Genomic DNA, 25,989 nt, shown 5'->3' on the forward strand with positions numbered 1-25,989 from the left:
TCGATGCGTTTTTTCAAGAAAGCCAGGAAAAAGGATGGGTGGTTGACCATTGCCGTGCAGCGTGACGGCGTGGCGGCTGCCAGCATCAAGCCGGTCAGCGAGGGCGGCAAGCCCTTCGTGCGCTTCGCCCGCTTCCTGCCGGGCCAGCCGGACACCGTGCTGGAACAGGCCGGCCGCGAAGGCCAGGCCAATGCCTACCGCTGCGCGACCCTGCTGGGCGGCGGCGAATACCAGGTGATCAGCGTCGAAGCGCCCAACGTGCCGAAGGAAGAAATGCGCACCGCGATCCAGTGGCGCCTGAAGGATATGCTCGACTTCCCGGCAAGCGACGCCACGGTCGACGTGCTGGAAATTCCGCTCGACGGGGCAGCCCAGGGGCGGCCCCAATCGGTATTCGCCATCGCGGCGCGCAATAGCGTGATCCGGCCACGCCAGAAGCTGTTCCTGGACGCCAAGGTCGACCTGCGCGTCATCGATATCCCGGAGATGGCCCAGCGTAACATCTCGGCCCTGCTCGAGCCCGAGGGGCGCGGCGTGGCCATGCTGTCCTTCGGCGAGGATGGCGGCCTGTTGACCGTGTCCTACCGCGGCGAACTCTACCTGTCGCGGCGCTTCGACGTAACGCTCGAGCAGCTGCTGGAGCCGGACCATGAGCGCAAGCATGCCAGTTTCGACCGCATCACGCTGGAGCTGCAGCGCTCGCTCGACCACTTCGAGCGCCAGTTCTCCTTCATCAGCGTGTCCAAGCTGGTGCTGGCGCCCTCGAGCGTGACGGGACTCGACGAATACCTGTCGAGCAACCTGTACATGCCGGTCGAGACCCTCGACCTGGATACCGTGTTCGACCTGCAGCGTGTTCCCGAGCTGGCCGACAAGGCCGTGCAGCAGCGCTTTTTCCTGGCCCTGGGCGCAGCCCTGCGCGCGGTGGAGGCGGCATGACCCAGCGCGCCAGTGTGCAGCAGATCAACCTGTTCAACCCGGCCTTCCTGCCGCAGAAGAAGGTCGTGAGCGCGCCCATGATGGGCGTGTCGCTCCTCGTGCTCGTCGCCGGCATCGCCGTGATCGGCGCCGCCCTGCATGCGGCCACCGGACGCATGGAGCGCGAGCGCGACGCCGAAGCCGAGCGCCTCGTGCGCAAGCAGGCGCGCCTGGCGACGGTGAACGCGCAGTTCGCGCCGCGCACCAGGAGCGCCGGGCTGGAAACCCAGATCGCGCAGGCCGAAGCGCAGCTGGCCGCGCTGCGCCACGTCTCCAGCGTGCTCGAGCGGGGCGAACTGGGCGACACCAGGGGCTTTGCCGGCTACTTCCAGGCCTTCGCGCGCCAGAGCGTCCCCGGCCTGTGGCTGACCGGCGTCAGCGTGGCCGGCGCCAACATCGGCATCAAGGGCCGCACCCTCGACCCGACCCTGGTGCCGGGCTATATCAACCGCCTCACCCAGGAGCCGCTCCTGCAGGGCAAATCCTTCGCCAGCCTGCAGATCGGCCAGGCCGCGAAGATCGAAGCGCCGGGGCCGGACGGCAAGCAGGTAGCATCGCCCGCACCCTACGTCGAGTTCAGCCTGCAGTCCGTCGTGGAGGCGCCGCGTCCATGAAGCAAAGGCTGATCCAGCTGGCGGCGCGCATCGACGCGCTCACCCTGCGCGAGCGGGTGCTGGCCTTCGCCGCCGCGGTGGCGGTGGTCTCGTTCATCGGCTACCAGCTGGTGCTGGCGCCAATCTACAAGCAACAGGAAGCGCTGCTCGAACAGATCCTCCAGGCGCGCAACGACATGATGGGCATCGATGCCGAGATCGCGGCCCGGGTGACGGCCTACCAGGTCGACCCGGACGCGCCGGCACAGGCGCGGCTGGAAGCGGTCAAGCAGGAATCGGCCCGCATCGGCGACGCCCTGCTGGCGATGCAGAACGGCCTGGTGGCGCCGGAGCGCATGGCGCCGCTGGTCGACGCCATCCTGCGCGCCAACGGCCGCCTGCAGCTGGTGTCGATGCGGACGCTGCCGGTGGAGACGATTTCCGGCCGCGCCGCGACCACCGCGGCGACCCCAGCACCGGCTGCCGCGCCGGCCGTGGCCGCGATCACCGCGGCAGCCGGCCTAGCGCCCGCGGCCGCGCCGGCGCCTGCGTCCGAACCTGCGCCGGACGCCGGCAAGCCCGCCGAGGTGCTGTACCGCCACGGCGTCGAAGTGACCGTGCGCGGCAACTATCTCGACATGGTCGATTACATGAGCGCGCTCGAAGCGATGCCGACCCGCCTGTTCTGGGGCAAGGCGCAGCTCGACGTGGAGGAATATCCGGCCTCCCGCCTGACGCTCACGCTCTATACCCTGAGCCTGGACCGGAACTGGATGAAGCTGTGAAGACCCTGACTGCAACCACCCTGGCAGCCCTGATGCTGGCCTCCCTCGCTTCCCATGGCGCCGGCGCCCAGGCGCTGCTCGATCCGACCCGCCCCCCGGCTTCGCTGGGCGCGCGTCTGGATGGCGTCGCCGCCGGCGATGGCCAGCCGCGCCTGCAGTCGGTGCTGATCGGCCGCGGCGGACGTCAGGTCGCCGTGATCGACGGCGAGATGGTGCGCGTGGGCGACAGCTACAAGGGCGCGCGCGTGGCGCGCATGACCCAGACCGCGGTCGAGCTGGTGCGCGGCAGCGAGCGCCAGGTACTGCGCCTCGAGCCAGCGGCCGCCGAGTCGCCGGACCGCGGCATCACGCCTGCCAACTGAGCGGCCAACCGACGGAGACATGATGCGCACATCCTTCCTGATTCCCGCCGCGATCGCGTGCCTGCTGGCCGGCTGCCAGACCGGCGCGCGCCACGACGCCTACGACGCGGTCAAGCGCGAAATGGCCCGCGCCAACAGCCAGCCCGCCGCGGCGGCGCCGCTCGACGACGCCGTGGCCAACGCACTGCTGCCGCCCGCCAGCGCACTGGCGACCCAGCTGCCGAAGGCGCGTCCCGCGCTCGAGGAACGCTTTAATGTCAACTTCAACAACGTTCCGGCGCAGCAGTTCTTCCGCTCGATCGTGGCCGGCACCCGCTACAACATGCTGGTGCATCCGGACGTCAGCGGCAGCATCAGCGCCAACCTGAAGGACGTCACGCTGCAGGAAACCCTGGAAGCAGTGAAGGAGATGTACGGCTACGACTACCGCATCGACGGCGCCCGCATCACGATCCGGCCGCTGACGATGCAGACCCGGATGTTCCATGTGAACTACCTGACGGCGCTGCGCCGCGGCAGCTCGAACCTGCGGGTGAACTCGACCTCGGTGGGCGATGTCGGCAGCAACAACGGCAACAACCAGAACGGCGGCCAGAACGGGCAGAGCCCGCAAGGCAACGGCGGCAGCGACAGCAACCAGTTCGGCGGGGGCGGCGCCCAGATCCAGCGTACCGACGTGTCGACGACGTCGGTGAACGACTTCTGGGCCGACCTCAAGGCCGCGGTCGAGGCGATGGTCGGCTCGAAAGAGGGCGGCCGCAGCGTGGTGATCAGTCCGCAGTCGGGTGTGGTCGTGATCCGCGCCATGCCGGACGAGCTGCGCAACGTCGACATGTACCTGAAGGCGACCCAGCTGTCGGTGGACCGCCAGGTGATCCTGGAGGCCAAGATCCTCGAGGTCGAGCTGAACGACAGCTTCCAGAGCGGCATCAACTGGGCCTCGTTCGCCTCCTTCCGCGGTTCGCACGCCAACCGCGTCTCGGGCGGCTTGATCTCGCCGGGCGCCAACCTGGCGCCGCTGCCCTATAACGGCGGACAGCCGCCTGTCATCACCAACGGCAACGGCCTGAATGCGAGCACCGGCTTCTCGTTGTCGCAGGCGGCCAACGCGGCGGGATCGCTGTTCGGCTTCGCCTTCCAGACCAATAATTTCGCGGCGCTGATCTCCTTCCTGGAGTCGCAGGGCACCGTGCATGTCCTGTCCAGCCCGCGCGTAGCGGCAATGAACAACCAGAAGGCCGTGCTGAAGATCGGCACCGACGAGTTCTACGTCACCGGCGTCACCACCACGACCGACAGCACCGCGGCCGGCAGTTCGACCACGCCGAGCGTCACGCTGCAGCCCTTCTTCTCGGGCGTGGTGCTGGACGTGACGCCGCAGATCGACGACAAGGGCAACATCCTTCTGCATGTGCACCCCTCGGTCAGCCAGGTTACCACCGTCAACAAGGGCGTGAACCTGGGCAGCGCCGGTACCCTGAACCTGCCGCTCGCCGCCTCGTCGACGAGTGAACTGGACAGCATCGTGCGCGGCCAGAATGGCCGGGTGGTCGCCATCGGCGGCCTGATGCGCCAGGCCTCGACCGGGGACACCGACCAGCTGCCGGGCGCCGACAAGCTGCCGGTGCTGGGCGCGCTGTTCCGCAACAAGAACCGGGTCAACCAGAAGCGCGAGCTGGTGGTGCTGATCAAGCCGACCATTGTCGAAGGCGCCAACGACTGGAGCCAGGACCTGCTCGACACCCAGCGCCGCATCGACAACCTCGACCCCGCCCAGCAGGGTGTCACGCGGACGGGCGGCCGGTAATGTACGCCCCACACTTCGGCCTGCGCGAGCTGCCGTTCGGGATCACCCCGGACACCAGCTTCTTCTTCGGCAGCCCGGGCTCGCAGGAAGCGCTCAACACGCTGCTGGTGGCCGCGCGCAGCGGCGAAGGCTTCATCAAGATCACGGGCGAGGTCGGGACCGGCAAGACCCTGCTGTGCCGCAAGTTCATGGCCACGCTGGGCGAGGGCTTCGTCACCGCCTACATCCCGAACCCCTACCTGGAGCCGCGCACCCTGATGCTGGCGCTCGCGGACGAGCTGGAGATCGTGCTCGAACGCGACGTCGACCAGCACCAGCTGCTCAAGGCCATCAACCTGCGCCTGCTCGAGCTGGCGGGGCAGGGGCTGCAGGTGGTCCTGTGCCTGGACGAGGCGCAGGCCATTCCCGTGGAAAGCCTGGAGGCGCTGCGCCTGCTCACCAACCTCGAGACTGAGAAGAGAAAGCTGCTGCAGATCGTCCTGTTCGGCCAGCCGGAGCTGAACCGCAAACTGGAGCTGGAGCAGATCCGCCAGCTGGCCCAGCGCATCACCTTCCACTACCATCTCGGGCCGCTCTCGCGTGACGACCTAGATTATTATGTGGCGCACCGCCTGCGCGTGGCCGGCTTCACCGGCGCGCGCCTGTTCACGCGCCCTGCGATCCGGCGCCTGTACAAGGCCAGCGGCGGCGTGCCGCGCCTGGTGAACATCCTGTCGCACAAGGCGCTGATGCTGGCCTATGGCCAGGGCAAGCAGCAGGTCGGCAGCGCGCACGTGCTCACCGCGGCGCTCGACACCGTGGGCGCCAAACGCCGCTACTGGCCGGGCCTGGCCGTCGGCGGTGTTCTGGCCGGCGCCGTGGCCGGCATTGCATGGGCGTTGGTACGATGAGTTTGATTAACAAGATGCTGCAGGACCTGGACGCCCGCGGCGGCCAGCCCGGGCCGGCCGCGGTGTCGCCCGAGATCAGGCCGGTACAGGCGCCCGAGCGCAGCTTCCCCTGGTTGCGCGTGGCGCTGCTGGGCGGCCTGGCCGTGGTGCTGGGTGGGTCCGGCTACCTGGCCTGGCGCATCCAGCAGACCACCGCGGTCGAGGTGCCGGTGGCAGCGGCGCCCGTGAGTGCGCCTGCGCCTGCGGCGGCCCCCGTAGCGGTGCAGCCGGTACTGGCCGAAGCCGCACCGGCACCGGAGCCGATACAGGAGCCGGCGCAAGCGCAAGCCGAGCCTGCGCCGGCGCCGCCCATCCCGGTCGAACCGAAGAAGGCCGAGCCTCCTGTGAAGAAGGAAGCAGCGGCGCCGAAGCCGGTCGCAGCACGGCCGGAACCGGCGAAGCCAAAAGCCGCCACGCCGCCGAAAACCACACCCGCTGCTGCGGCAGGGCGCGTGGAGACGACGGCGCAGCGCGCCGAGAATGCCTACCGGCGCGGGCTCGCCAGCCTGGAAGACGGCCGCGTCACCGAAGCCATGGGACACCTTCAGTCGGCATTGCGCGCCGACCCGCGCCACGAGGCCGCGCGCCAGACCCTGGTGTCGCTGCTGATCGAGGCCAGGCGCCCGGACGAGGCGATCCGCCAGCTGGGCGCCGCCCTGGCGCTCGATCCGCGCCAGCCGGCGATGGCCATGCTGCTGGCACGCCTGCAGCTCGAGCGCGGCAGTCCGGGCATCGACACCCTGATGCGCACCTTGCCCTATGCATCGGGCAGCGGCGAATACCGCGCTTTCCTGGCCGGCGCACTGCAGCGCGAGCAGCGCCATCGCGAGGCGGTCGAGCATTACACGGCCGCGCTGCGCACCGCGCCGCAGAATGGCGTGTGGTGGATGGGGCTGGGGATTTCGCTGCAGGCGGAGAAGCGCCATGCCGAGGCGGCGGATGCCTACCAGAAGGCGCAGGCCAGCGGGACGCTGTCGGCGGAGCTGCAGGGGTTTGTCGAGCGTAAGCTCAAGCAGCTCGCCCGCTAACCGTAGGGTGGGCGGCTCGTAATTCGGGCCACGGGCCCGAATTACCCCACGCGGTCAGCCACAGCAAGATCTGTTGGTTCGTCCCTTCGTCGTCTAACTATCACCGCGTGGGCGGGAGACCCGCCCACCCTACGGATCACAGGCGGCTCAAGGTTTCAAGGGCCTTCTTCAGCGTCTCATCCTTCTTCGCAAAACAGAAGCGCACGATCCCCGATTCGGTCGGCTGGCTGTAGAACGCCGACACCGGAATCGCCGCCACCTTCGCTTCCACCGTCAACCACCTGGCGAATTCCGCTTCCGGCAAATCCGAAATGGCGCCGTAGCGCACGCACTGGAAATAGGTGCCGCTTGATTCCAGCAGTTCGAAGCGCGAAGCCGCCAGGCCGTCGCGGAACAGGTCGCGCTTCTTCTGGTAGAAAGCCGGCAGCTCCAGGTAGGGCGTCGGGTCCTGCATGTAGCCGGCGATCCCGTGCTGCATCGGGGTGTTCACGCTGAACACGTTGTACTGGTGGACCTTGCGGAACTCGACCATGAGCGGGGCTGGTGCGGCCACGTAGCCGACCTTCCAGCCGGTGACGTGGTAGGTCTTGCCGAAGCTCGAAACGACAAATGCGCGCTCGGCCAGCACTGGGTGGCGCGACACCGAGGCGTGCTGTTCGCCGTCGTACACCATGTGCTCGTACACCTCGTCGGACAGGATCAGGATGTCGCTGCCGGCGACGATCCCGGCCAGCGCTTCCAGGTCGGGCATGCGCAAGATCGAGCCGGTCGGGTTGTGCGGCGTGTTCACGACGATCATGCGGGTGCGCGGCGTCACCGCGCTGGCGACGCGATCCCAGGGCACGCTGTAGCCCTGCTGCTCGACCTGCATCGCCACCGGCACCGCGACGGCGCCGGCCAGCGCGATCGCGGGCAGGTAGCAGTCGTAGGCCGGCTCGATGACGATCACTTCATCGCCCGGATGCACGCTGCACAGGATGGCGGTCATGATGGCCTGCGAGGCGCCGGAGGTGACCGTGATCTCGCTGCCCGGGTGGTAGGCGCGGCCATACAGGGCCTCGACCTTGGCGGCAATCGCTTCGCGCAGGGCCGGCACGCCGGTCATGAAGGGGTACTGGTTGTGACCGGCGCGCATGGCCTCGTTGACGAGGTCGATGAGCTTCGGGTCGCAGCCGAAGTCGGGAAAGCCCTGGCCCAGGTTGACGGCCCCGTGTTCGAGGGCGAGCTGCGACATCTGGGTGAAGACGGTAGTGCCCACGGCGGGCAGGCGGGTGCGCAAAACGGGAACGGTCATAGTGGCAGGCTGTGGATGCAATGGGTTCATTCTAGCGCGGCGGCGAGTCTGGCCTTGAGCCAGGCCTCGGGCACCATGATTTTAAACAGGCCTTCGCGCGCAGTGCGGCGGGCCAGCTTGAGCAGGGCCTTGTCCTTGGTAATCAAGACCTCGGCCTCGGCGTCGCGTGCGATTTCGAGGAATTTCTGGTCGTCGCGGTCCGTGCACACCGGCAGGCGCACGTGTTTCGCGCTTGGCGCAATGACGCGCAGCAGGGCGTCGAAGCGGGCGATGGCCTGCTCGCGCGAACCCTCGTCGAGCGGCAGGTGCGGGTACTTCAGCACCGCCAGGTATTCGTCGCGGCAGTCGGCGCGGGTGACGGCCACCCGTTCGCCCGATTCCAGCGCTTCCAGCAGCGGCGCCCAGCGCGGGTCGTGGAAGACGAACAGGTCGAGGCAGACATTGGTGTCGATGACGATGGGTTTTTGTGGAACGAGTATCATGTGGGAAATTTTTTAATGCAAAGCTGTTTGAACCGATGCTGATTGTCCTGTCGCCCGCAAAATCCCTCGACCTCGAATCCCCAAGCACCACCAAGGAACATACCACGCCGGATTTCATCCCGCGTGCCGCCGAACTGATCGACGTACTGCGTACCTATTCTCCGGGCCAGGTCGCCGAGCTGATGGACCTGTCCGACAGCCTGGCCATGCTCAACGTCACGCGCTATGCGCACTGGAGCGAAGACCATGCGGAGGCGCGCCAGGCCATCATGTCCTTCAACGGCGATGTGTACGCCGGCCTCGACGCGCGCACGTTGAACGCGAAGGGAATCGACTACCTGCAGCGCCACCTGCGCATCCTGTCGGGCCTGTACGGCCTGCTGCGCCCGCTGGACCGCATGCATCCCTATCGCCTGGAGATGGGCACGCGCCTGAAAAACCCGCGCGGCAACAACCTGTATGCCTTCTGGGGCGACAGCGTCACCGAGGCGCTGAACCGCCAGCTCGCCCAGACGAAGAGCAAGGCCCTGGTCAACCTGGCGTCGGAAGAGTACTTCAAGTCGGTCAAGCCGAAGCTGCTGGACGTGCCGGTGATCACGCCGGTGTTCGAGGACTGGAAGAACGGCAAGTACAAGATCATTTCCTTCTTCGCCAAGCGCGCCCGCGGCATGATGGCGCGCTATGCGGCCGAGCACGGCGTCAAGAACCCGGAACGACTGAAGGACTTCGACGTCGACGGCTATGCCTTCGACGCCGCCGCGTCGAACGAGCAGGATTGGGTGTTCCGCCGCCGCCAGGAAGCCTGAGCGGGCAGGGCGGCCGATTTGCAGCTGCCGCCCCGGATCACTTCACCAGACTTACTTGATGGCGTCTGCCGGCGCCGGACGCGGACCCGACTTCGACCAGAAGCGCCACCATGGGGCGTCGCCCTTGGCGTTCGGGTTGAGGAAAGTGCTGTTCGGATAGTTCAGCACCAGCACGCGCTGGGTGTCGTCCCGCAGCGCCGGCATGCCGAGCTTGTCGTAGGAGCGCATCATGATGAACAGCGCTTCTTCGCGGGCCGGGGCGTCGGTGTATTCGCGCACGGCGGCCTGGGCACGGTTCAGCGCGGCCAGGAAGGCGCCGCGGCGGTAGTAGTAGTTCGCCACGTGCACTTCGTACTGGGCCATCGCATTGACCAGGTAGTTCATGCGCGCGATCGAATCCGGCGCATATTTACTGTTCGGGAACTTGTCGACCAGGACCTTGAAAGCGGCGAAGGCTTCGCGCGTGGCTTTCGGGTCGCGCTCGGTCGGATCCTGCGAATAGATGAAGCTCAGGAAGCCGAGCTGGTCGTTGAAGTTGATCAGGCCGCGCAGGTAATACATATAGTCGACCTGCGGATGGTTCGGGTGCAGCTTGATGAAACGCTCGACCGCGGCCAGGGCTTCGGCCTGGTCCTGGGCCTTGTAGTGGGCGTACGCAATTTCCATCTGCGCTTGCGCGGCATAGGTGCCGAATGGGTAGTTCGACTCGAGCCGTTCGAACAGCTTGATGGCCGCTTCATAGCTGCCGCTGTTCATCTCATCGCGTGCCTCAGCGTATAATTTCTCCGCTGACCAATTTTTGGTGTCGTCATCCCGCTTGGGCAAGATGCTGCAGGCGGACAAACCGAAGACGACAGCGACGACCAACACAGACAATTTTTTTTGCATAGCTCTTTGCAAGAAAGTTTTACCTAGATTCAACGAACGGCTGATTATAGCCGATGGGACTCACGTGATATTAACTCCTGCGCCGAATTCGGCGGAAATGCCTCTCGACTCCGATTTAGACGACGAGCTCGAGAGCGGGTTCGACCTGACTGCCGGTCCCGACCTGTCCCCGATCACCCTGCAGCTCGATTCCTCCGCCTGCGGCCAGCGCCTCGATAAAGTGATCGCCGGCCTGGTGCCGCAGTTCTCGCGCAGCCGCCTGCAGCTCTGGTTCGAAGACGGCTTCGTCAAGGTCGACGGCAAGCCGGCGCGCGGCAAGGATACCGCCTACGGCGACGAAACCATCGTCATCGAGCCGCAGGCCGCGCCGGAAGACACGGCCTTCGCGCCCGAGCCCATGCTGCTGCCTATCGTCCACGAGGACGACGACATCATCGTCATCAACAAGCCGGCCGGCCTGGTCGTGCACCCGGGCGCCGGCAACTGGACCGGCACGCTGCTCAATGGATTGCTGCACCATTGCCCGCAACTGGTGGGCGTGCCGCGCGCCGGCATCGTGCACCGACTCGACAAGGACACGAGCGGCCTGATGGTGGTCGGCAAGACCCTGGCGGCCCAGACCGACCTGGTGCGCCAGCTGCAGGCGCGCACCGTCAAGCGCGAGTACTTTGCGCTGGTGTGGGGCACCCCGCAACTGTCCGGCACCATCAATGCATCGATGGGCCGCCACCCGCGCGACCGCGTCAAGATGGCGGTGTCCACTGGCATGTTCGGCAAGCCGGCGATCACCCATTACAAGCGCGTCGCCGTCGGCAGCCTCGACCGCCGTCCGGTGAGCCTGGTGCGCTGCAGCCTGGAGACCGGCCGCACCCACCAGATCCGCGTGCACATGCAGCACCTGGGCTTTGCCCTGGTAGGCGACGCGGTCTACGGCAAGCAGCATCTGGTGCCGGTATTCCACCGCCAGGCCCTGCAGGCACGCCGCCTCGGCCTGGTCCACCCGGGCACGGGCGAACCCTGCGAGTGGACGGTGCCGCTGGCGGCCGACTTCGCCGAACTCATCGCCAAGGCCGGCATCGAAGAGCCTGGCGACGACGACAGCGAGGAATGATGGAGCGAGAAGCGCTGGTCTGGCCCGCGTGGCCCGACCTGCCGGCCAATGTCGGCGCGCTGGCGACCAGCCGCGACGGCGGTGTGAGCCAGGGACCGTATGACGACGGCAAGGGCGGCGGGGGACTGAACCTCGGCCTGCACTGCGGCGACGAACCCGAGGCCGTGCGCAGTAACCGGGCACGCCTGCAGGAGTACCTGCCGGGACGTCCGGCCTGGATCGCCCAGGTACACGGCGCCGACGTGGTCGACGCCTGCACCGTCGGGCCGGACCAGCCGGTACGCACCGGCGACGCCAGCATTGCCAGCACCCCAGGCCAGGTATGCGCGATCCTGACCGCCGACTGCCTGCCGGTGCTATTCTCCGACCTCGAGGGCAGGGTGGTGGGCGCGGCCCATGCCGGCTGGCGCGGGCTTGCGGGGGGAGTGCTGGGTGAGACCGTGCGCGCTATGCGGGCGGCCGGGGCCGGCGAGATCACGGCCTGGATGGGGCCTGCGATCGGGCCCGAGGCCTTCGAGGTGGGCGAAGACGTGCGCGACGCCTTCCTGGCCGCACTGCCGGGAGACGCGACGCTGGCGGCGTTCCGCCCAAAATCTGACCAACCGGTAAAATTTCTGGCCGACATGTTCACGCTGGCACGCCTGATGCTGGCGCGCGACGGCATCACGCGCGTGCACGGGGGCGGCGTGTGCACCTTCAGCGCGCCGGAGCGCTTCTATTCCTACCGGCGCGATCGTGTCACCGGCCGCCAGGCCAGTCTGATCTGGCTCAAATAGTTATTTGGGCGCGTTGTCGCGCGCCTGCGCTTCGCGCCGCGCACGCCTGCGTTTTGACCCTGTGAGATAAAAAACAATGGATAATGGCAGGGCGCAATAGAAGACGAAGGTCATCACGCCGTCCACCACGGTCGGTTCGGTTGCCGCCATCAGGGCAACGACATAAATCCAGGCTACGGCGACGATCCACATGCGCATTCTCCCAAGCAGTAACCGGATTTTAAACATTGGACGCTGACATGAACATGCCTGACCCCCAAGCTATTGCCGCCTCCTGGATGAGCCAGTTTGCCGACCCGAGCGTCTGGCAGGGCTGGATGACGATGCCGACCATGACGCCCCCAGGCGCCGGCGCCAATCCCCTGGCCGGTGTCCTGAAGGATTTCGGCGCCGGAATCGCCCCGGCCAAGTTGGAAAGCATCCGCGACGGCTACCTGAAGAAGGCTGGCCAGCTGTGGCAGGATTTTGTGAGCGGCAAGACACCCGAGATCCATGACAAGCGTTTTTCGTCCTCCGAATGGCGCGAGCATCCGCTGTCGGCCTTTTCGGCGGCCTCCTACTTGTTGAATTCCGAGTTCATGCTGGCCCTGGCCGACGCCGTCGAGGCCGGTCCGCGCGAGCGCCAGAAGATCCGCTTCGCGGTCCAGCAGATGGTCGACGCCATGTCACCGGCCAATTTCTTCGCCACCAATCCGGAAGCGCAGAAGAAGCTGATCGAGACCAAGGGCGAGAGCCTGACCAAGGGCTTGTCCAACATGCTGGCCGACCTGCAGAAGGGCCGCATCTCGCAGTCCGACGAATCGGCCTTCGAGGTCGGCCGCAACGTCGGCACCACGGCGGGCCAGGTGGTGTTCGAGAACGAACTGTTCCAGCTGATCCAGTACACGCCCACGACGCCGACCGTCAAGGCGGTGCCGCTCCTGATGATCCCGCCCTGCATCAACAAATTCTATATCCTCGACCTGCAGCCGGAGAACTCGCTGGTGCGCTACGTGGTCGAACAGGGCAATACGGTGTTCATGGTGTCGTGGCGCAACCCGGACGGCAAGCTCAAGCACCTGCGCTGGGACGACTATGTCGAGACGGGTGCGATCAAGGCCATCGACGTGGTGCGCGAGATCACCGGGCAGGAGAAGACCCATGTGTTCGGCTTCTGCGTGGGCGGCACCATTGCCGCCACCGCGCTGGCGGTGCTCGCCGCGCGCGGCCAGCAGCCGGCCGCCAGCCTGTCGCTGCTGACCACGCTGCTCGACTTCCAGGACACCGGCGTGCTCGAAGTCTTCGTCGACGAGGCCCAGGTGGCGCTGCGCGAGCAGACCCTGGGCAGCGGTGGCCTGATGCCGGGCCGCGACCTGGCCACCACCTTCTCGGCCCTGCGCCCGAACGACCTGGTGTGGAACTATGTGCAGCAGAACTACCTCAAGGGCAAGGAGCCGCCGGCCTTCGACCTGCTGTACTGGAATGCCGACAGCACCAATTTGCCGGGTCCGATGTTCTGCTGGTACCTGCGCAACACCTACCTGGAAAACAAGCTGAAGGTGCCGGGCGCCCTGAACGTGTGCGGCGTGCCGGTCGACCTGGGCAAGATCGATTGCCCGGTGTTCGTGTACGGTTCGAAAGAAGACCACATCGTCCCCTGGGAAGCGGCTTTCGCCTCGATGGACTTGCTCAACCCGAAGAACCCGAAGGCCAATCGCTACGTGCTGGGCGCCTCGGGCCATATCGCGGGCGTGATCAATCCCGCTTCCAAGAACAAGCGCAGCTACTGGGTCAACGACAAGAACGGCAAGTCGCGCCCGAAGACGGCCGAGGCATGGTTTGCCGGCGCGACCGAGCAGAAGGGCAGCTGGTGGCCGGAATGGGCCGGCTTCCTGGCGCAGAACGGCGGGGCCGACGTGGCGGCGCCGGCCACGCCGGGCAACGCGCAATATCGCCCGCTTGAGGCGGCGCCGGGGCGTTACGTCAAGGCGCGCGCGGATTGATCGCGTAATAACAAAAACACCACGGAAGTTTGTAGTCTAATAATTGCTGCACCTGCGCGCGGGTCGTGGTATGGTGTGGGCCTGTCCGTCCCGTCAGGCAATATTTTTGCAAGACGGAACGGCCCCGCAGCTGCAGCGCACAACGATGAGACAAGAGATGAGTAGTGCAAAAAAGAGTGCTGAACGCCTGATCAAGAAGTACCCGAACCGCCGTCTGTACGATACCCAGACCAGTTCCTACATCACCCTGACCGACGTGAAGCAGCTGGTGCTCGACGCCGACGAGTTCACCGTGGTCGACGCCAAGACCAACGAAGACCTGACCCGCAGCATCCTGCTCCAGATTATTCTGGAAGAGGAAGCCAACGGCGTCCCCATGTTCTCGAGCTCGGTGCTGGCCCAGATCATCCGCTACTACGGCCATGCCATGCAGGGCATGATGGGCTCCTACCTCGAGAAGAACGTGCAGGCCTTCACCGACATCCAGAACAAGTTCACCAGCAACGCCGCCGGCGCCCTGGAAGGCAAGCCCTTCAGCCCGGAAATGTGGACCCAGTTCATGAACGTCCAGGGCCCGATGATGCAGGGCATGATGAACAACTACATCGACCAGTCGAAGAACCTGTTCCTGCAGATGCAGGAACAGATGCAGAACCAGAGCAAGGCCATGTTCGGCGCCTTCCCGTTCCCGGGCATGACCCCGCCGACGGACAAGAAGTAACAAGCGAGCAAGAAGTCGCTGTATAGCGACAGCCGCCGGCCCGTTCTGGGCCGGCAAACACCCCCGCCGGTTCCACCGGCACACCCGCTTCGGGTACAATCGTGGATTGCCCAGATTCTTTGTCGTCCACCCATGACCGAACTCCGTCGTATTCCCGCATCCGCATCCGCCGCTGCCGTCGCTGAAGCTCCTGCGCCATCGCTCGTCATTCCGAGCCCGGCCCCGGGCATCGCCGCACCCAAGGTTGGCTTCGTGTCGCTCGGCTGCCCGAAGGCGCTGGTCGACTCCGAGCAGATCCTGACCCAGCTGCGCGCCGAAGGCTACCAGACCGCCAAGTCCTATGACGGCGCCGACCTGGTCATCGTGAACACCTGCGGCTTCATCGACGCCGCGGTGCAGGAGTCGCTCGACGCCATCGGCGAAGCGTTGGCCGAGAACGGCAAGGTGATCGTCACCGGCTGCCTGGGCGCGAAGAAGGACGCCGCCGGTGACGACATCATCACCAAGGTGCACCCGAAGGTGCTGGCTGTGACCGGCCCGCATGCAGTGGCCGAGGTGATGGAGTCGGTGCACATCCACCTGCCGAAACCGCACGACCCCTTCGTCGACCTGGTGCCGGACCACGGCGTCAAGCTGACCCCGAAGCACTACGCCTACCTGAAGATCTCGGAAGGCTGCAACCACCGCTGCAGCTTCTGCATCATCCCGTCGATGCGCGGCGACCTGGTCTCGCGCCCGATCCACGAAGTGCTGCAGGAAGCGGACAACCTGTTCAAGGCCGGCGTCAAGGAACTGCTGGTGATCTCGCAGGACACCAGCGCCTACGGCGTGGACGTCAAGTTCCGCACCGGCTTCTGGAACGGCCGCCCGGTCAAGACCCATCTGACCCAGCTCACCGAAGAACTGGGCAAGCTCGCGCGCCAGTACGGCGCCTGGGTGCGCATGCACTACGTCTATCCCTACCCGCACGTCGACCAGGTCATTCCGCTGATGGGCGACGGCCACGTGCTGCCTTACCTCGACATCCCGATGCAGCACGCGCACCCTGACGTCCTGAAGCGCATGAAGCGCCCGGCCAGCGGCGAGAAGAACCTCGACCGCATCCTGGCATGGCGCAGGATGAACCCGGACCTGACCATCCGCTCCACCTTCATCGCCGGTTTCCCGGGCGAGACCGAAGCGGAATTCGAATACCTGCTGGACTTCCTGCGCGAAGCGCAGATCGACCGCCTGGGCTGCTTCGCCTATTCGCCGGTCGAGGGCGCGACCGCCAACCTGCTGGACAATCCGGTGCCGGAAGCGGTGCGCGAAGAACGCCGCGCGCGCGTCATGCTGCTGCAGGAAGAGATTTCCCTCAAGCGCATGCAGGCCAAGGTCGGCAAGACCATGCGCGTGCTGGTCGACGAAGTCGGCGCCCGCGAGGCGATCGGCCGGACCGCCGCCGACGCGCCGGAAATCGACGGCGTCGTGCACATCAAGCGCGCTCTCCAGCCGGGCAAGGCCAAGCCGGCCGTGGGCGAGTTCATCGACGTGGTAATCACCAGGGCCGACGCGCACGACCTGTGGGCCACTGTGGCATGAGCGAGAAGTCGGTCCAGACTTCGCTGATCCATAGCGACTACCAGGCGCCCGGCGGCTTCGACGCTTTTCCGCCGGGCGTGCACCGCGCCTCGACCGTCCTGTTCGAGAACGTGGCGGCCATGCGCTCGGGCCAGTGGAAGGACAAGACCTCGTACACCTACGGCCTGCACGGCACGCCGACCACCTTCACGCTGGAAGCGCGCCTGGCCGCGATCGAAGGCGGCCAGCACTGCCTGCTGGCACCCTCGGGCCTGTCGGCGATCGCGATGATCAACTTCGCGCTCCTCAAAAGCGGCGACGACGTGCTGCTGCCCGAGAACGTGTACAACCCGAACCGCGAACTGGGCCGCTGGCTGGCGCAGGACTTCGGCGTGAGCGCGCGCTTCTACGAACCGATGATCGGCAGCGGCATCGCCGGGCTGATCCAGCCGAACACGAAACTGGTCTGGACCGAAGCCCCAGGCTCGGTGTCGATGGAAGTGCCGGACTTGCCGGCTATCTGCCGCGCCGCGAAGGAGCAGGGCGTGCCGGTCGCGCTCGACAACACCTGGTCGGCTGGCCTGGCCTTGCGCGGCTTCGATGTCGGCGCCGACATCGTCATGCACGCGCTGACCAAGTACCAGTCGGGCGGCGCCGACCTTCTGATGGGCGCCGTCATCACCCGCGATCGCGCGTTGAATGACCAGCTGGCGCAGGCCCACATGCGCCTCGGCCTGGGTGTGGGCGCGGACGACGCCTACCTGGTGATGCGCGGCCTGCCGAGCATGAAGCTGCGCTTCGAGGCCCACGATGCGGGCGCGCGCAAGGTGGCAAGCTGGCTCAAGGCGCGTCCTGAGATCGCCAGAGTGCTGCACCCGGCCTTCGCCGATTGCCCGGGCCACGCGAACTGGCAGCGTGATTTCAAGGGCGCCGGCGGCCTGTTCTCGGTGCTGTTCGATCCGCGCTATACGGAAGAACAGACCGACCGCTTCGTCGATTCCCTCGAGTTGTTTGGCCTCGGCTACAGCTGGGGCGGCCCGAACAGCCTGGTCATGCCTTACCGGATCCGCGCCATTCGCAGCCAGTGGCAGGAACAGGGCGTGCTGGTGCGCTTCAATATTGGTCTGGAAGACACGGATGACCTGATCGCCGATCTCAATCAGGCAATGACAAAGTTGTAAGGACGGGCCCTACCGTCGCTTTTGTGCGTCATCATTTCCACACGGCAACTTTCGTGATAGACTTTCTTTACAGTAAGTTTTATTGCGAATCGGAAAAACTTCCGGCCCCCACAAGGATAAATGATGACCACGACCACTTCGTCCGTTAGCACCACGCTCGATTCGATCACCGATGACCTCACCCTGACCGGTACCGCCGACATCAACGGCACCGGCAACTCCCGTAACAATGTCATCACCGGCAACGCCGGCGCGAACGTGCTGAATGGCATGGCGGGTGCGGATACCCTGATCGGCGGAGCAGGCAACGATACCTATGTGGTGGATAATGCCGGCGACGTCGTGGTCGAACGGGCAGGCGAGGGCGAGGACACCGTGCAGGCGAGCGCCGGCCATACGCTGTCCGAGAATGTCGAACACCTCACTCTCACGGGCGCCGGCAATATCGCGGGCACCGGTAACGCGCTCGACAATACCATCACCGGCAATGCCGGCAGCAATACGCTCAGCGGCGCAGCAGGCAACGATCTGCTGATCGGCAATGCCGGCAATGACCTGCTCGACGGCGGCGTCGGCGCCGACACCATGGTGGGCGGCGTGGGCGACGACACCTATGTGGTCGATGACGCAGGCGACGTCGTCACCGAAGCGGCGGGCGGCGGCACGGATACGGTCAGGTCCAGCATCAGCTACACCCTCAAGGACGAGTCCGAGAACCTGACCCTGCTGGGCGACGCCGCCATCGATGGCACCGGCAACAGCGCCAACAACCTCCTCACCGGCAACAACGGCAGCAACAGCCTCAGCGGCGGCGCCGGCAACGACACCCTCAACGGCGGACTCGGTGCGGACCGGATGGCGGGCGGCACCGGCAACGATACCTATGTCGTCGACAATGCGGGCGACATGGTGGAAGAAGTGGCGGGCGAGGGCGTCGATGTGGTCCAGTCCGGCATCAGCTACACGCTGACGGACAATGTCGAGAACCTGGTGTTGACCGGCAGCGCCGCCGCCGGCACGGGTAACGAGCTCGACAACAACATCCTCGGCACCACGGCCGCCAACACCCTGTCCGGCCTGGCGGGCAACGACACCCTCGACGGCGGCGCGGGCGCCGACCAGATGCTTGGCGGGACGGGCGACGACACCTATTACGTCGACAACGCCGGCGACCTCACCGTCGAGCTGGACGGCGAAGGCCGTGACAGGTTGTTCTCGAGCGTGAACCATGCGCTCGCCGCGGCGATCGAGGAACTTACCCTGACGGGCTCCGGCAACACCGTCGGCACCGGTAATGAGCTCGACAATACGATCACCGGCGGCGCCGGCAGCAATACGCTGAACGGCGGCGCAGGCAACGACACGCTGACCGACAACGTGGGCAATGACACCCTCGACGGCGGAAGCGGCGCCGACACCATGGCCGGCGGCGCCGGCAACGATCTCTACGTGGTCGACGATGCGGGCGACCTCGTCATCGAGGCCCTGGGTGCGGGCATCGACACGGTGCGCTCGAGCATCGACTACACCCTGACCGAGAACGCCGACAACCTGGAGCTCACCGGCGCCGATGACCTGAAGGGCACCGGCAACGCACTGAGCAACACGATCACCGGCAACGGCGCCAATAACACGCTCGACGGCGGCGCCGGCAACGACACCCTGAAAGCGGGCGCCGGCGACGACCTGGTCTACGGCGGCGACGGCAACGACCTGCTGCAGGGTGAAGCAGGCCGCGATACCCTCTACGGCGACGCCGGCGACGACCGTCTCGACGGCGGCCTCGGCGGCGACCGCATGCTGGGGGGCGCCGGCAAGGACGTGTATGTCGTCGAGGACGATGGCGACCTGGTGATCGAAGAAGCGGGCGCCGGCATCGACCTGGTCGAAGCCAGCATCACCTACACCCTGACGGCGCAGGTCGAGAACCTGACCCAGACCGGCATTGCCGCCATCAACGGCAGCGGCAACGAACTCGACAACATCATCATCGGCAATGCGGGCGCCAACACGCTGCAGGGCCTGGCCGGCAACGACACCCTGTACGGCAACGCCGGCAGCGATACCCTGCAGGGCGGCGAAGGCAACGACTATCTCGACGGCGGCCTGGACGGCGACAGCATGCAGGGCGGCACGGGCGACGACGTTTACATCGTCGACCAGGTCGGCGACCTGGTGGCGGAAAACGCCGGCGAAGGCCTGGACCATGTGCGCGCAAGCATCAACTACATCCTGACGGCCGACGTCGAGAACCTGACCCTGACCGGCAACGGCGCCATCAGCGGCACCGGTAACGAGCTCGACAACACGATCATCGGTAACGGCAGCAACAACACGCTGTCCGGCGGCGCCGGCAACGATACCCTGACCGATGGCAGCGGCGCCGACCGGCTCGACGGGGGCCTTGGGGCCGACACCATGGCCGGCGGCGTCCAGAACGACGTCTATGTGGTCGATAACGCGGGCGACGTCGTGATCGAGCTGGCCGGCTCCGGTGTCGACACGGTCGAATCCAGCGTCGACTATACCCTGGGCGTGAATGTGGAAAACCTCACCCTCACCGGTTCGGAAGACCTGGTGGGCAATGGCAACGCGGTGCAGAACACGATCATTGGCAACGCAGGCAACAACAGCACCGATGCCGGCGCGGGCAACGACACCGTCCGCGCCGGCGACGGCAACGACATCGTGCGCGGTGGCGACGGCGACGACCTGCTCTACGGCGAAGGTGGCGACGACCAGCTGTCTGGCGACGCGGGCAACGACCTGATCGACGGTGGCCTGGGCGGCGACCGCATGGCCGGCGGCCTCGGTAACGAAACTTTCGTCGTCGACAATGACGGCGACATCGTCGTCGAAGATGCCGCAGCGGGCACCGACATCGTGCAATCGAGCATTACCTACACCCTGACCGCGAACGTCGAGAACCTGACGCTGACCGGCTCGGCCAACATCAGCGGCGCGGGCAACGAGCTGAACAACATCATCATCGGCAACACCGGCAACAACGTACTGGATGGCCTGGCCGGCAACGACACCATCCACGCCGGCGCAGGCAACGACACCCTGGTCGGCGGCGAGGGCGACGACACGCTGAACGGCGACGCCGGCGACGACATCCTGCGCGGCGACGCCGGCAACGACATCCTGAACGGCGGCCTGGGCGCTGACAGCATGCGCGGCGGCAGCGGCAACGACACCTATATCGTCGATAACGCGGCCGACCTCACCTTCGAGGAAGCTGGCGAAGGCACGGACGTCGTGCAGGCCAGCGTCACCTACGCGCTGGCGGCGAACGTGGAGAACCTGACGCTGACCGGGTCGGCCGGCATCAGCGGCACCGGCAACGAGCTGGACAACGTCCTCACCGGCAACGAGGGCGCCAACACCCTCAGCGGCGACGCCGGCAACGACACCCTGATCGCGGGCGGCGGCAACGATATCCTGGACGGTGGCACGGGCGCCGACAGCATGCAGGGCGGTGCCGGCAACGACCGCTACCTGGTCGACCAGCTTGGCGACGTCGTGGTCGAACTCGCCAACGCGGGTACCGACACCGTCGAGTCCAGCATCGACTACGTGCTGGGCGCCAATGTCGAGAACCTGGTCCTGGCCGGCGCAGCCCTGAACGGCACCGGCAACGCGCTCGCCAACGCCATCACCGGCAACGCCGGCAACAACCTGATCGACGGCGGCGCAGGCATCGACACGATGAGCGGCGGAGCCGGCGACGACACCTATATCGTCGACGTGACCGGCGACCTCATCAATGAGGCGGCAGGCGCCGGCATCGATACCGCACGCGCCAGCGCCAGCTACACCCTGGCGGCCAACGTCGAGCACCTGGTGCTGACTGGCAGCGCGGCGATCAACGGCACCGGCAATGCGCTGGACAACGAGATCACCGGCAACGATGCCGCCAACGTTCTGGCCGGCGGCGCCGGCAAGGACAGCATCGTCGCCGGCGGCGGCAACGACAGCATCGACGGCGGCCTCGGGGCCGACACGATGAGCGGCGGCAGCGGCAATGACAGCTACGTAGTGGACGACGCCGCCGACGCTGTGCTGGAAAACGCAGGCGAGGGCGTGGACACGGTGCAGGCCGGCGTCAGCCACCGCCTGGCCGCCAACGTCGAGAACCTGACGCTGACGGGCAGCGGGGCGATCTCCGGCAGCGGCAACGAACTGGACAACGTCATCATCGGCAATGCGGGCAGCAATCAGCTCGACGGCGGGGCGGGCAACGATACGCTGCAAGGCGGCGCCGGCAGCGACCTGCTGCTGGGTGGCACGGGCGACGACACCTACCGTTTCAGCCGCGGCGACGGCGCCGACCGCATCGAGGACACCCAGGGCAGCGACACCCTGCGCCTGACCGGCGGCCTGACCCAGGCCGACCTGACGGCCGGGCTGTCGGGTGACGACCTGGTGATCTCGATCAAGGGCAGCGCCGACAGCGTGGTGCTGGCCGGCTGGCTCAGCGGCGCGGCCGCGGGCGTGAACCGCGTGCTTTTCGATAATGGCAGCACGCTCGACCGTGCGGGCATGATCGGCCTGCTCGGCGACAACCCGATCGCCGCCGCCGACAAGCTGGCGGCGCGCGAGGATGGCGGCATGGTGCAGATCGCGACCAGCGAACTGCTGGCCAACGACGTCAACGGCGCCACGGTCGTGGTGGCGGTCGGCGCGTCCAGCCTCGGTGCGCAGGTCGACCTGGCCGGCGACACGGTCCACTACGACGTCGGCAGCCGCTTCCAGGAACTGGCGCAGGGCGAGGTGCTCAAGGACAGCTTCAGCTACACCGTCCAGGATGGCGTCGGCCGTAGCGCCAACGGCGTCGTCAATGTCGAGATCACGGGCGTCAACGACGGCCCGGTCGCAATGCAGGACAGCGCCGCCTTCAAGGAGGGCGACGCGGCCGCCATGACCGGCAACGTGCTCGCCAACGACAGCGACATCGACCGCGGCACCGTGCTGCAGGTGGCGGCTCCGGGTAGCATCGCAGGCAGTTTCGGTACCCTCGACATCGACAAGGACGGCAACTACAGCTACGCCCTGAACGCCGCCGGCGCCTACGATGCCTCCAAGGCCGTGGACGGCGTGCTGACTGAGCGCTTCGACTACGCTGTCACCGACGGCATCGCCAGCGCCAGCTCGACCCTCGAGATCCGCGTGACCCTGTTGAACCAGGCGCCGCTGGCGTCCGACGACGTGGCGCAGCTGTCGGAAGACGGCGTGGCGGCCCTTGGCAACGTGCTGGCCAACGATCGTGCTCCGAACGCCGGCGCGGTCCTGAAGGTGACGGCGCCGGGCAGCTACACCGGTACTTACGGCAGCCTGGTGCTGGCGCAGGACGGCGGCTACACCTATACCCTGAACGAGGGCGATGCCCGCGTGCAGGCGCTTTCCCAGGGCCAGACCCTGCTCGAATCCTTCGCCTATGGCGTCACCGACGGCGTCGCCACGGCCGCATCGAAGCTGGCGATCACCATCACCGGCAGCAATGATGCCCCGGTAGTCAGCGCCGACGCAGGCGTGGCGGCCGAAGACGGCGCCGTGGAGGCCAGCGGCAACGTGCTGGCCAACGACCAGGACCTCGACGCCGGCGCCAAGCTCGCGGTGGCTGCGCCCGGCACCTACGCCGGCGCCTACGGCACCCTGGTGCTGGCGGCCGACGGCAGCTATACCTACCGCCTGAACAATGGCGACGCCAAGGTGCAGGCCCTGGCGGCAGGCCAGGCCGTGCTCGACAGCTTCGCCTACGACGCCACCGACGGTATTGCCGCTACCCGCAGCAGCCTGGTGTTCACGATCACCGGCGCCAACGACTCCCCGGTCGTCAGCGCCGACACGGCGGTCGCGCTTGAAGACAGCGCCGTGGCCGCAAGCGGCAACGTGCTGGCCAACGACCAGGACATCGATGCCGGCACCCTGCTGGCGGTGACCGCCCCCGGCACCTATGAAGGCGCCTACGGCACCCTGGTGCTGGCCGCCGACGGCAGCTACACCTACCGTCTCGACAACGACGCCAAGGCCGTGCAGTCGCTGGCGCAGGGCGCCACCGTGGTCGACAGCTTCAGCTACGCCGCGACCGACGGCACGGCGTCGGTGACCGGCAGCCTGGCCATCACCATCACCGGCACCAATGACGCTCCGCTTGTCGGCGCGGACACCGCCTCGGTGCTTGAGGACGGCGCCGCGAGTGCGAGCGGCAATGTGCTGGTCAACGACAGCGACCGCGACGCCGGCGCGCTGCTGGCGGTCGCCGCGCCGGGCACCTATGCCGGCGCGTACGGCAGCCTGGTGCTGGGCGCCGACGGCAGCTACACCTACCAGCTCGACAAGGACGCCGAGGCCGTACAGTCGCTGGCGCAAGGCGCCACCGTGGTCGACAGCTTCAGCTACCTCGTCACCGACGGCAATTCGACGACCGGATCCAGCCTGGCGATCACGATCACCGGCAGCAACGACGCTCCGGTGGTCAGCGCGGATGCCGGCGTGGTCGGCGAAGACGGCGTGATCGAGGCCAGCGGCAATGTGCTTGCCAACGACCAGGATATCGATGCCGGCGCCAAGCTCGCGGTGGCTGCCCCCGGCACCTACGCCGGCGCCTACGGCACCCTGGTGCTGGCGGCCGACGGCAGCTATACCTATCGCCTGAACAATGACGACGCCAAGGTGCAGGCGCTGGCGGCCGGCCAGACCGTGGTCGACAGCTTCACCTATGCGGCGACCGACGGCACGGCTTCGGTGCAAGGAAGCCTCGCGCTGACCATCACCGGCGCGAACGATGCTCCCGTCGTCAAGGGCGACGTGGTGCAGGCGAACGTGGCCGGCACCGGCCTGGTAAGCGGCAACGTCCTGGCCAACGACAGCGACCCGGACGCCGGCGCCGCCATGACGGTATCCGCTCCGGGAACCTATGCCGGCGCCTTCGGCAGCCTGGTCCTGGCTGCGGACGGCAGCTACACGTATCAGGTCGACCGCGACGCAAGCGCTGTGCGCGCCCTGGCTGCGGGCCAGTCCGCCGTGGACAGCTTCAGCTACACGGCAGGCGACGGACTCCTGAGCAGCAAAGGCGCGCTGGAAGTCAGGGTCACCGGCGCCAACGATGCTCCGGTGGCGGTGGCGGACGCGGCAAAGCTCGGTGCAGGCAGCAAGGTCCCGGTGACGGGCAATGTGCTCGCCAACGACCGCGACCCGGATGCCGGTACCCAGCTCAAGGTGGGCGCAGCCGGCAGCTTCGCAGGCAAGTACGGCACGCTCGTACTGTCGGCGGACGGCGCCTACAGCTATACGGTGAACACCGAGCACGCGGCGCTGCGGGCGCTGCAGCAGGGCCAGTCGGTGGTCGACAGCTTCACTTACGCCGCCACGGACGGCAGCGAAAGCGCCGTCGCGAACCTGGACATCACCATCAACGGAGAGAAAGCGCCGGCGCAGGCCGACACGGCGACGATCAGGGAAGACCAGTTCCTCATCAGCGGCAACGTGCTGGCCAACGACAGCGGCCAGGGACTCAGGGCCACCATCGATATCGATATCGGCAAGTATGGACTGCTTGCCCTGCTGCCAAACGGCTTCTTCGTCTATACCCTCGGCGTGGTCAACCCGGTGGTGCAGTCGCTCGGCAGGGGCGCGTCGGTGGTCGACAGGCTGGATTACACCGTGATCGACGCGGGCCGCAAGATCGCCGCCACGCTGGATGTGACGGTGCTGGGCGAGAACGACGCACCGATCCTGGTGAAGGCCCTGGGCGACCGCAGTATCGAAGCCAACAAGGCCTTCTCGTTCCAGCTGCCGGCCGACAGCTTCGTCGATATCGACAAGGGCGATACGCTGGTCTATTCGGCCAAGCTGGCAAACGGCTCGGCACTGCCGTCCTGGCTGAAGTTCGACGCGGCCACCGGGACCTTCTCGGGCACCGCGCCGAACAAGGGCCCGGCGATCGAGGTGCGGGTCACGGCCACCGACAAGGTCACGGCGACCGGAAGCATGGAAGGCAGCTTGTCGGTGTCGGACGTGTTCAAGCTTTCGTTCGGCAACGGCAACAGCAATGGCAGCGGTGTGCAGGTGGGCGGCGGCAAGATGGTGCTGACGGCGCCGGCAGCCGAGGCGGAAACGGCCTACCACGACGGCACGGTCGTGGAAGAGCTGGCCATGCTGGTCGGCGCCCAGGACTGGAATGGCCTCGACCATCTGATCGCCTGAGGCTGAGCAAAAAAAGGGACGTCCGCATCGCTGCGGACGTCCCTTTTTTTCGTATCGGGGCGGTCAGGCCGGCAGTGCGCGGTTGCTGTTCAGGTCGAGGAAGCCGCGGATGATGCGATAGGCGGCCCACAGCCAGCTGATGCCCCAGATCAGCAGCGCCACCGGGATGCCGATGAAGGTCACGGCGAACACCCAGGCGACGGCGGACCAGACCACGTACCACCAGAAGGTGCGGATCATCCAGCTGTGGTGGGAGTAGACGATCGTGCCTGCGGTTTCCGGACGCTTGACGTAGTTAACGATCAGTACCAGGATCGACAGCAGACCGGCCGAAAACAGGAAGGTCAGGGCGTGTGCGACATACAGGATGCGCGCGAACTGCTTGGCGTCCTCGGTTCCGCGATCCATTACCAGGTCTTGCGACATCAGTATTCTCCTCAGTGGTCGCCGGAAACGCCCGGCAGGCGATGGGATTGTAGCAGCCAGTGCTGCCGT

At 66.7% G+C, this 25,989-nt stretch carries 20 protein-coding genes; 15 read left to right on the top strand and 5 right to left on the bottom strand.

The window, feature by feature from the left end:
* Positions 1-3: 3 nt before the first annotated feature.
* The 7 genes from LK542_RS07105 to LK542_RS07135 are packed head-to-tail and all read left to right on the top strand — an operon-like array spanning position 4 to position 6,482.
* A complete protein-coding gene (locus LK542_RS07105) occupies positions 4-939 on the top strand; it encodes an agglutinin biogenesis protein MshI (protein WP_227811351.1) in 936 nt (311 codons plus the stop codon).
* The gene (locus LK542_RS07110) at positions 936-1,592 is read left to right on the top strand and encodes a PilN domain-containing protein (RefSeq protein ID WP_227811352.1); all 657 of its coding nucleotides are present in this window, start codon (positions 936-938) and stop codon (positions 1,590-1,592) included. Before LK542_RS07105 ends, LK542_RS07110 begins: the two co-directional genes overlap by 4 nt.
* Positions 1,589-2,356 carry a type II secretion system protein GspM gene (gene gspM / locus LK542_RS07115; RefSeq protein WP_227811353.1) on the top strand — a complete coding sequence of 256 codons (768 nt, stop codon included), beginning with the start codon at positions 1,589-1,591 and terminating at the stop codon, positions 2,354-2,356. The genes LK542_RS07110 and gspM overlap by 4 nt, the downstream gene beginning before the upstream one ends.
* On the top strand, positions 2,353-2,718 hold the full coding sequence (locus tag LK542_RS07120; protein ID WP_227811354.1) for a hypothetical protein: 366 nt from the start codon (positions 2,353-2,355) through the stop codon (positions 2,716-2,718). The genes gspM and LK542_RS07120 overlap by 4 nt, the downstream gene beginning before the upstream one ends.
* A 22-nt stretch (positions 2,719-2,740) precedes the next feature.
* The gene (gene mshL / locus LK542_RS07125; RefSeq protein WP_227811605.1) at positions 2,741-4,525 is read left to right on the top strand and encodes a pilus (MSHA type) biogenesis protein MshL; all 1,785 of its coding nucleotides are present in this window, start codon (positions 2,741-2,743) and stop codon (positions 4,523-4,525) included.
* The gene (locus LK542_RS07130; protein ID WP_227811355.1) at positions 4,525-5,415 is read left to right on the top strand and encodes an ExeA family protein; all 891 of its coding nucleotides are present in this window, start codon (positions 4,525-4,527) and stop codon (positions 5,413-5,415) included. The genes mshL and LK542_RS07130 overlap by 1 nt, the downstream gene beginning before the upstream one ends.
* Entirely contained in the window at positions 5,412-6,482 is a 1,071-nt protein-coding gene (locus LK542_RS07135) for a lipopolysaccharide assembly protein LapB (protein ID WP_227811356.1), read from the top strand. The genes LK542_RS07130 and LK542_RS07135 overlap by 4 nt, the downstream gene beginning before the upstream one ends.
* A 136-nt stretch (positions 6,483-6,618) precedes the next feature.
* On the opposite strand, the gene LK542_RS07140 is transcribed toward LK542_RS07135, so the two are convergent.
* Together LK542_RS07140 and LK542_RS07145 are read right to left on the bottom strand one after the other, a co-directional pair.
* Positions 6,619-7,776 carry a pyridoxal phosphate-dependent aminotransferase gene (locus LK542_RS07140; RefSeq protein WP_227811357.1) on the bottom strand — a complete coding sequence of 386 codons (1,158 nt, stop codon included), beginning with the start codon at positions 7,774-7,776 and terminating at the stop codon, positions 6,619-6,621.
* Positions 7,777-7,802: 26 nt separating this feature from the next.
* Entirely contained in the window at positions 7,803-8,258 is a 456-nt protein-coding gene (locus tag LK542_RS07145; RefSeq protein WP_227811358.1) for a putative toxin-antitoxin system toxin component, PIN family, read from the bottom strand.
* Positions 8,259-8,293: 35 nt separating this feature from the next.
* Here LK542_RS07145 and yaaA point away from each other — a divergent pair, with 35 nt between their 5' ends.
* The gene (gene yaaA, locus LK542_RS07150; RefSeq protein ID WP_227801117.1) at positions 8,294-9,064 is read left to right on the top strand and encodes a peroxide stress protein YaaA; all 771 of its coding nucleotides are present in this window, start codon (positions 8,294-8,296) and stop codon (positions 9,062-9,064) included.
* Positions 9,065-9,115: 51 nt separating this feature from the next.
* Here the strand turns inward: yaaA and LK542_RS07155 are convergent, their stop codons facing one another.
* Positions 9,116-9,952, bottom strand: a complete 837-nt coding sequence (locus tag LK542_RS07155; protein ID WP_227811359.1) for an outer membrane protein assembly factor BamD — start codon at positions 9,950-9,952, stop codon at positions 9,116-9,118.
* Positions 9,953-10,049: 97 nt separating this feature from the next.
* Here LK542_RS07155 and LK542_RS07160 point away from each other — a divergent pair, with 97 nt between their 5' ends.
* Together LK542_RS07160 and pgeF are read left to right on the top strand one after the other, a co-directional pair.
* Positions 10,050-11,063, top strand: a complete 1,014-nt coding sequence (locus LK542_RS07160) for an RluA family pseudouridine synthase (RefSeq protein WP_227811360.1) — start codon at positions 10,050-10,052, stop codon at positions 11,061-11,063.
* Positions 11,063-11,839, top strand: coding sequence for a peptidoglycan editing factor PgeF (gene pgeF / locus LK542_RS07165; protein WP_227811606.1), 777 nt, complete (start codon positions 11,063-11,065; stop codon positions 11,837-11,839). Before LK542_RS07160 ends, pgeF begins: the two co-directional genes overlap by 1 nt.
* On the opposite strand, the gene LK542_RS07170 is transcribed toward pgeF, so the two are convergent.
* Positions 11,840-12,031, bottom strand: coding sequence for a hypothetical protein (locus tag LK542_RS07170; protein ID WP_227811361.1), 192 nt, complete (start codon positions 12,029-12,031; stop codon positions 11,840-11,842). It abuts the gene before it with no gap.
* Between the two features lie 47 nt (positions 12,032-12,078).
* Between LK542_RS07170 and phaC the strand changes: the two genes are divergently transcribed.
* From phaC to LK542_RS07195, 5 genes are all read left to right on the top strand, one after another.
* Positions 12,079-13,821, top strand: coding sequence for a class I poly(R)-hydroxyalkanoic acid synthase (gene phaC, locus LK542_RS07175; protein WP_227811362.1), 1,743 nt, complete (start codon positions 12,079-12,081; stop codon positions 13,819-13,821).
* A gap of 157 nt (positions 13,822-13,978) precedes the next feature.
* The gene (gene phaR / locus LK542_RS07180; protein ID WP_227801122.1) at positions 13,979-14,542 is read left to right on the top strand and encodes a polyhydroxyalkanoate synthesis repressor PhaR; all 564 of its coding nucleotides are present in this window, start codon (positions 13,979-13,981) and stop codon (positions 14,540-14,542) included.
* Positions 14,543-14,674: 132 nt separating this feature from the next.
* Entirely contained in the window at positions 14,675-16,123 is a 1,449-nt protein-coding gene (gene rimO / locus LK542_RS07185; protein ID WP_227801123.1) for a 30S ribosomal protein S12 methylthiotransferase RimO, read from the top strand.
* Positions 16,120-17,283 carry a cystathionine beta-lyase gene (locus tag LK542_RS07190; protein ID WP_227811363.1) on the top strand — a complete coding sequence of 388 codons (1,164 nt, stop codon included), beginning with the start codon at positions 16,120-16,122 and terminating at the stop codon, positions 17,281-17,283. Before rimO ends, LK542_RS07190 begins: the two co-directional genes overlap by 4 nt.
* Positions 17,284-17,403: 120 nt before the next feature.
* Complete coding sequence (locus LK542_RS07195) at positions 17,404-25,494, top strand: VCBS domain-containing protein (RefSeq protein WP_227811364.1); 8,091 nt, start codon at positions 17,404-17,406, stop codon at positions 25,492-25,494.
* Between the two features lie 63 nt (positions 25,495-25,557).
* Here LK542_RS07195 and LK542_RS07200 read toward each other — a convergent pair whose 3' ends face one another.
* A complete protein-coding gene (locus tag LK542_RS07200) occupies positions 25,558-25,920 on the bottom strand; it encodes a hypothetical protein (RefSeq protein ID WP_227803179.1) in 363 nt (120 codons plus the stop codon).
* Between the last annotated feature and the right edge of the window lie 69 nt (positions 25,921-25,989).

This window comes from Massilia sp. IC2-477 (genome assembly GCF_020707265.1).
Taxonomy (GTDB): Bacteria; Pseudomonadota; Gammaproteobacteria; order Burkholderiales; family Burkholderiaceae_D; genus Telluria.

Coding starts and splice junctions, on each gene's coding strand:
- LK542_RS07130 (WP_227811355.1), top strand. CDS start 4,525: ATGTACGCCCCACACTTCGGCCTGCGCGAGCTGCCGTTCGGGATCACC.
- LK542_RS07170 (WP_227811361.1), bottom strand. CDS start 12,031: ATGTGGATCGTCGCCGTAGCCTGGATTTATGTCGTTGCCCTGATGGCG.
- LK542_RS07160 (WP_227811360.1), top strand. CDS start 10,050: ATGCCTCTCGACTCCGATTTAGACGACGAGCTCGAGAGCGGGTTCGAC.
- phaR (WP_227801122.1), top strand. CDS start 13,979: ATGAGTAGTGCAAAAAAGAGTGCTGAACGCCTGATCAAGAAGTACCCG.
- LK542_RS07140 (WP_227811357.1), bottom strand. CDS start 7,776: ATGACCGTTCCCGTTTTGCGCACCCGCCTGCCCGCCGTGGGCACTACC.
- mshL (WP_227811605.1), top strand. CDS start 2,741: ATGCGCACATCCTTCCTGATTCCCGCCGCGATCGCGTGCCTGCTGGCC.
- LK542_RS07145 (WP_227811358.1), bottom strand. CDS start 8,258: ATGATACTCGTTCCACAAAAACCCATCGTCATCGACACCAATGTCTGC.
- LK542_RS07110 (WP_227811352.1), top strand. CDS start 936: ATGACCCAGCGCGCCAGTGTGCAGCAGATCAACCTGTTCAACCCGGCC.
- LK542_RS07135 (WP_227811356.1), top strand. CDS start 5,412: ATGAGTTTGATTAACAAGATGCTGCAGGACCTGGACGCCCGCGGCGGC.
- LK542_RS07105 (WP_227811351.1), top strand. CDS start 4: ATGCGTTTTTTCAAGAAAGCCAGGAAAAAGGATGGGTGGTTGACCATT.
- LK542_RS07155 (WP_227811359.1), bottom strand. CDS start 9,952: ATGCAAAAAAAATTGTCTGTGTTGGTCGTCGCTGTCGTCTTCGGTTTG.
- LK542_RS07200 (WP_227803179.1), bottom strand. CDS start 25,920: ATGTCGCAAGACCTGGTAATGGATCGCGGAACCGAGGACGCCAAGCAG.
- gspM (WP_227811353.1), top strand. CDS start 1,589: ATGAAGCAAAGGCTGATCCAGCTGGCGGCGCGCATCGACGCGCTCACC.
- pgeF (WP_227811606.1), top strand. CDS start 11,063: ATGGAGCGAGAAGCGCTGGTCTGGCCCGCGTGGCCCGACCTGCCGGCC.
- rimO (WP_227801123.1), top strand. CDS start 14,675: ATGACCGAACTCCGTCGTATTCCCGCATCCGCATCCGCCGCTGCCGTC.
- LK542_RS07195 (WP_227811364.1), top strand. CDS start 17,404: ATGATGACCACGACCACTTCGTCCGTTAGCACCACGCTCGATTCGATC.
- LK542_RS07190 (WP_227811363.1), top strand. CDS start 16,120: ATGAGCGAGAAGTCGGTCCAGACTTCGCTGATCCATAGCGACTACCAG.
- phaC (WP_227811362.1), top strand. CDS start 12,079: ATGAACATGCCTGACCCCCAAGCTATTGCCGCCTCCTGGATGAGCCAG.
- yaaA (WP_227801117.1), top strand. CDS start 8,294: ATGCTGATTGTCCTGTCGCCCGCAAAATCCCTCGACCTCGAATCCCCA.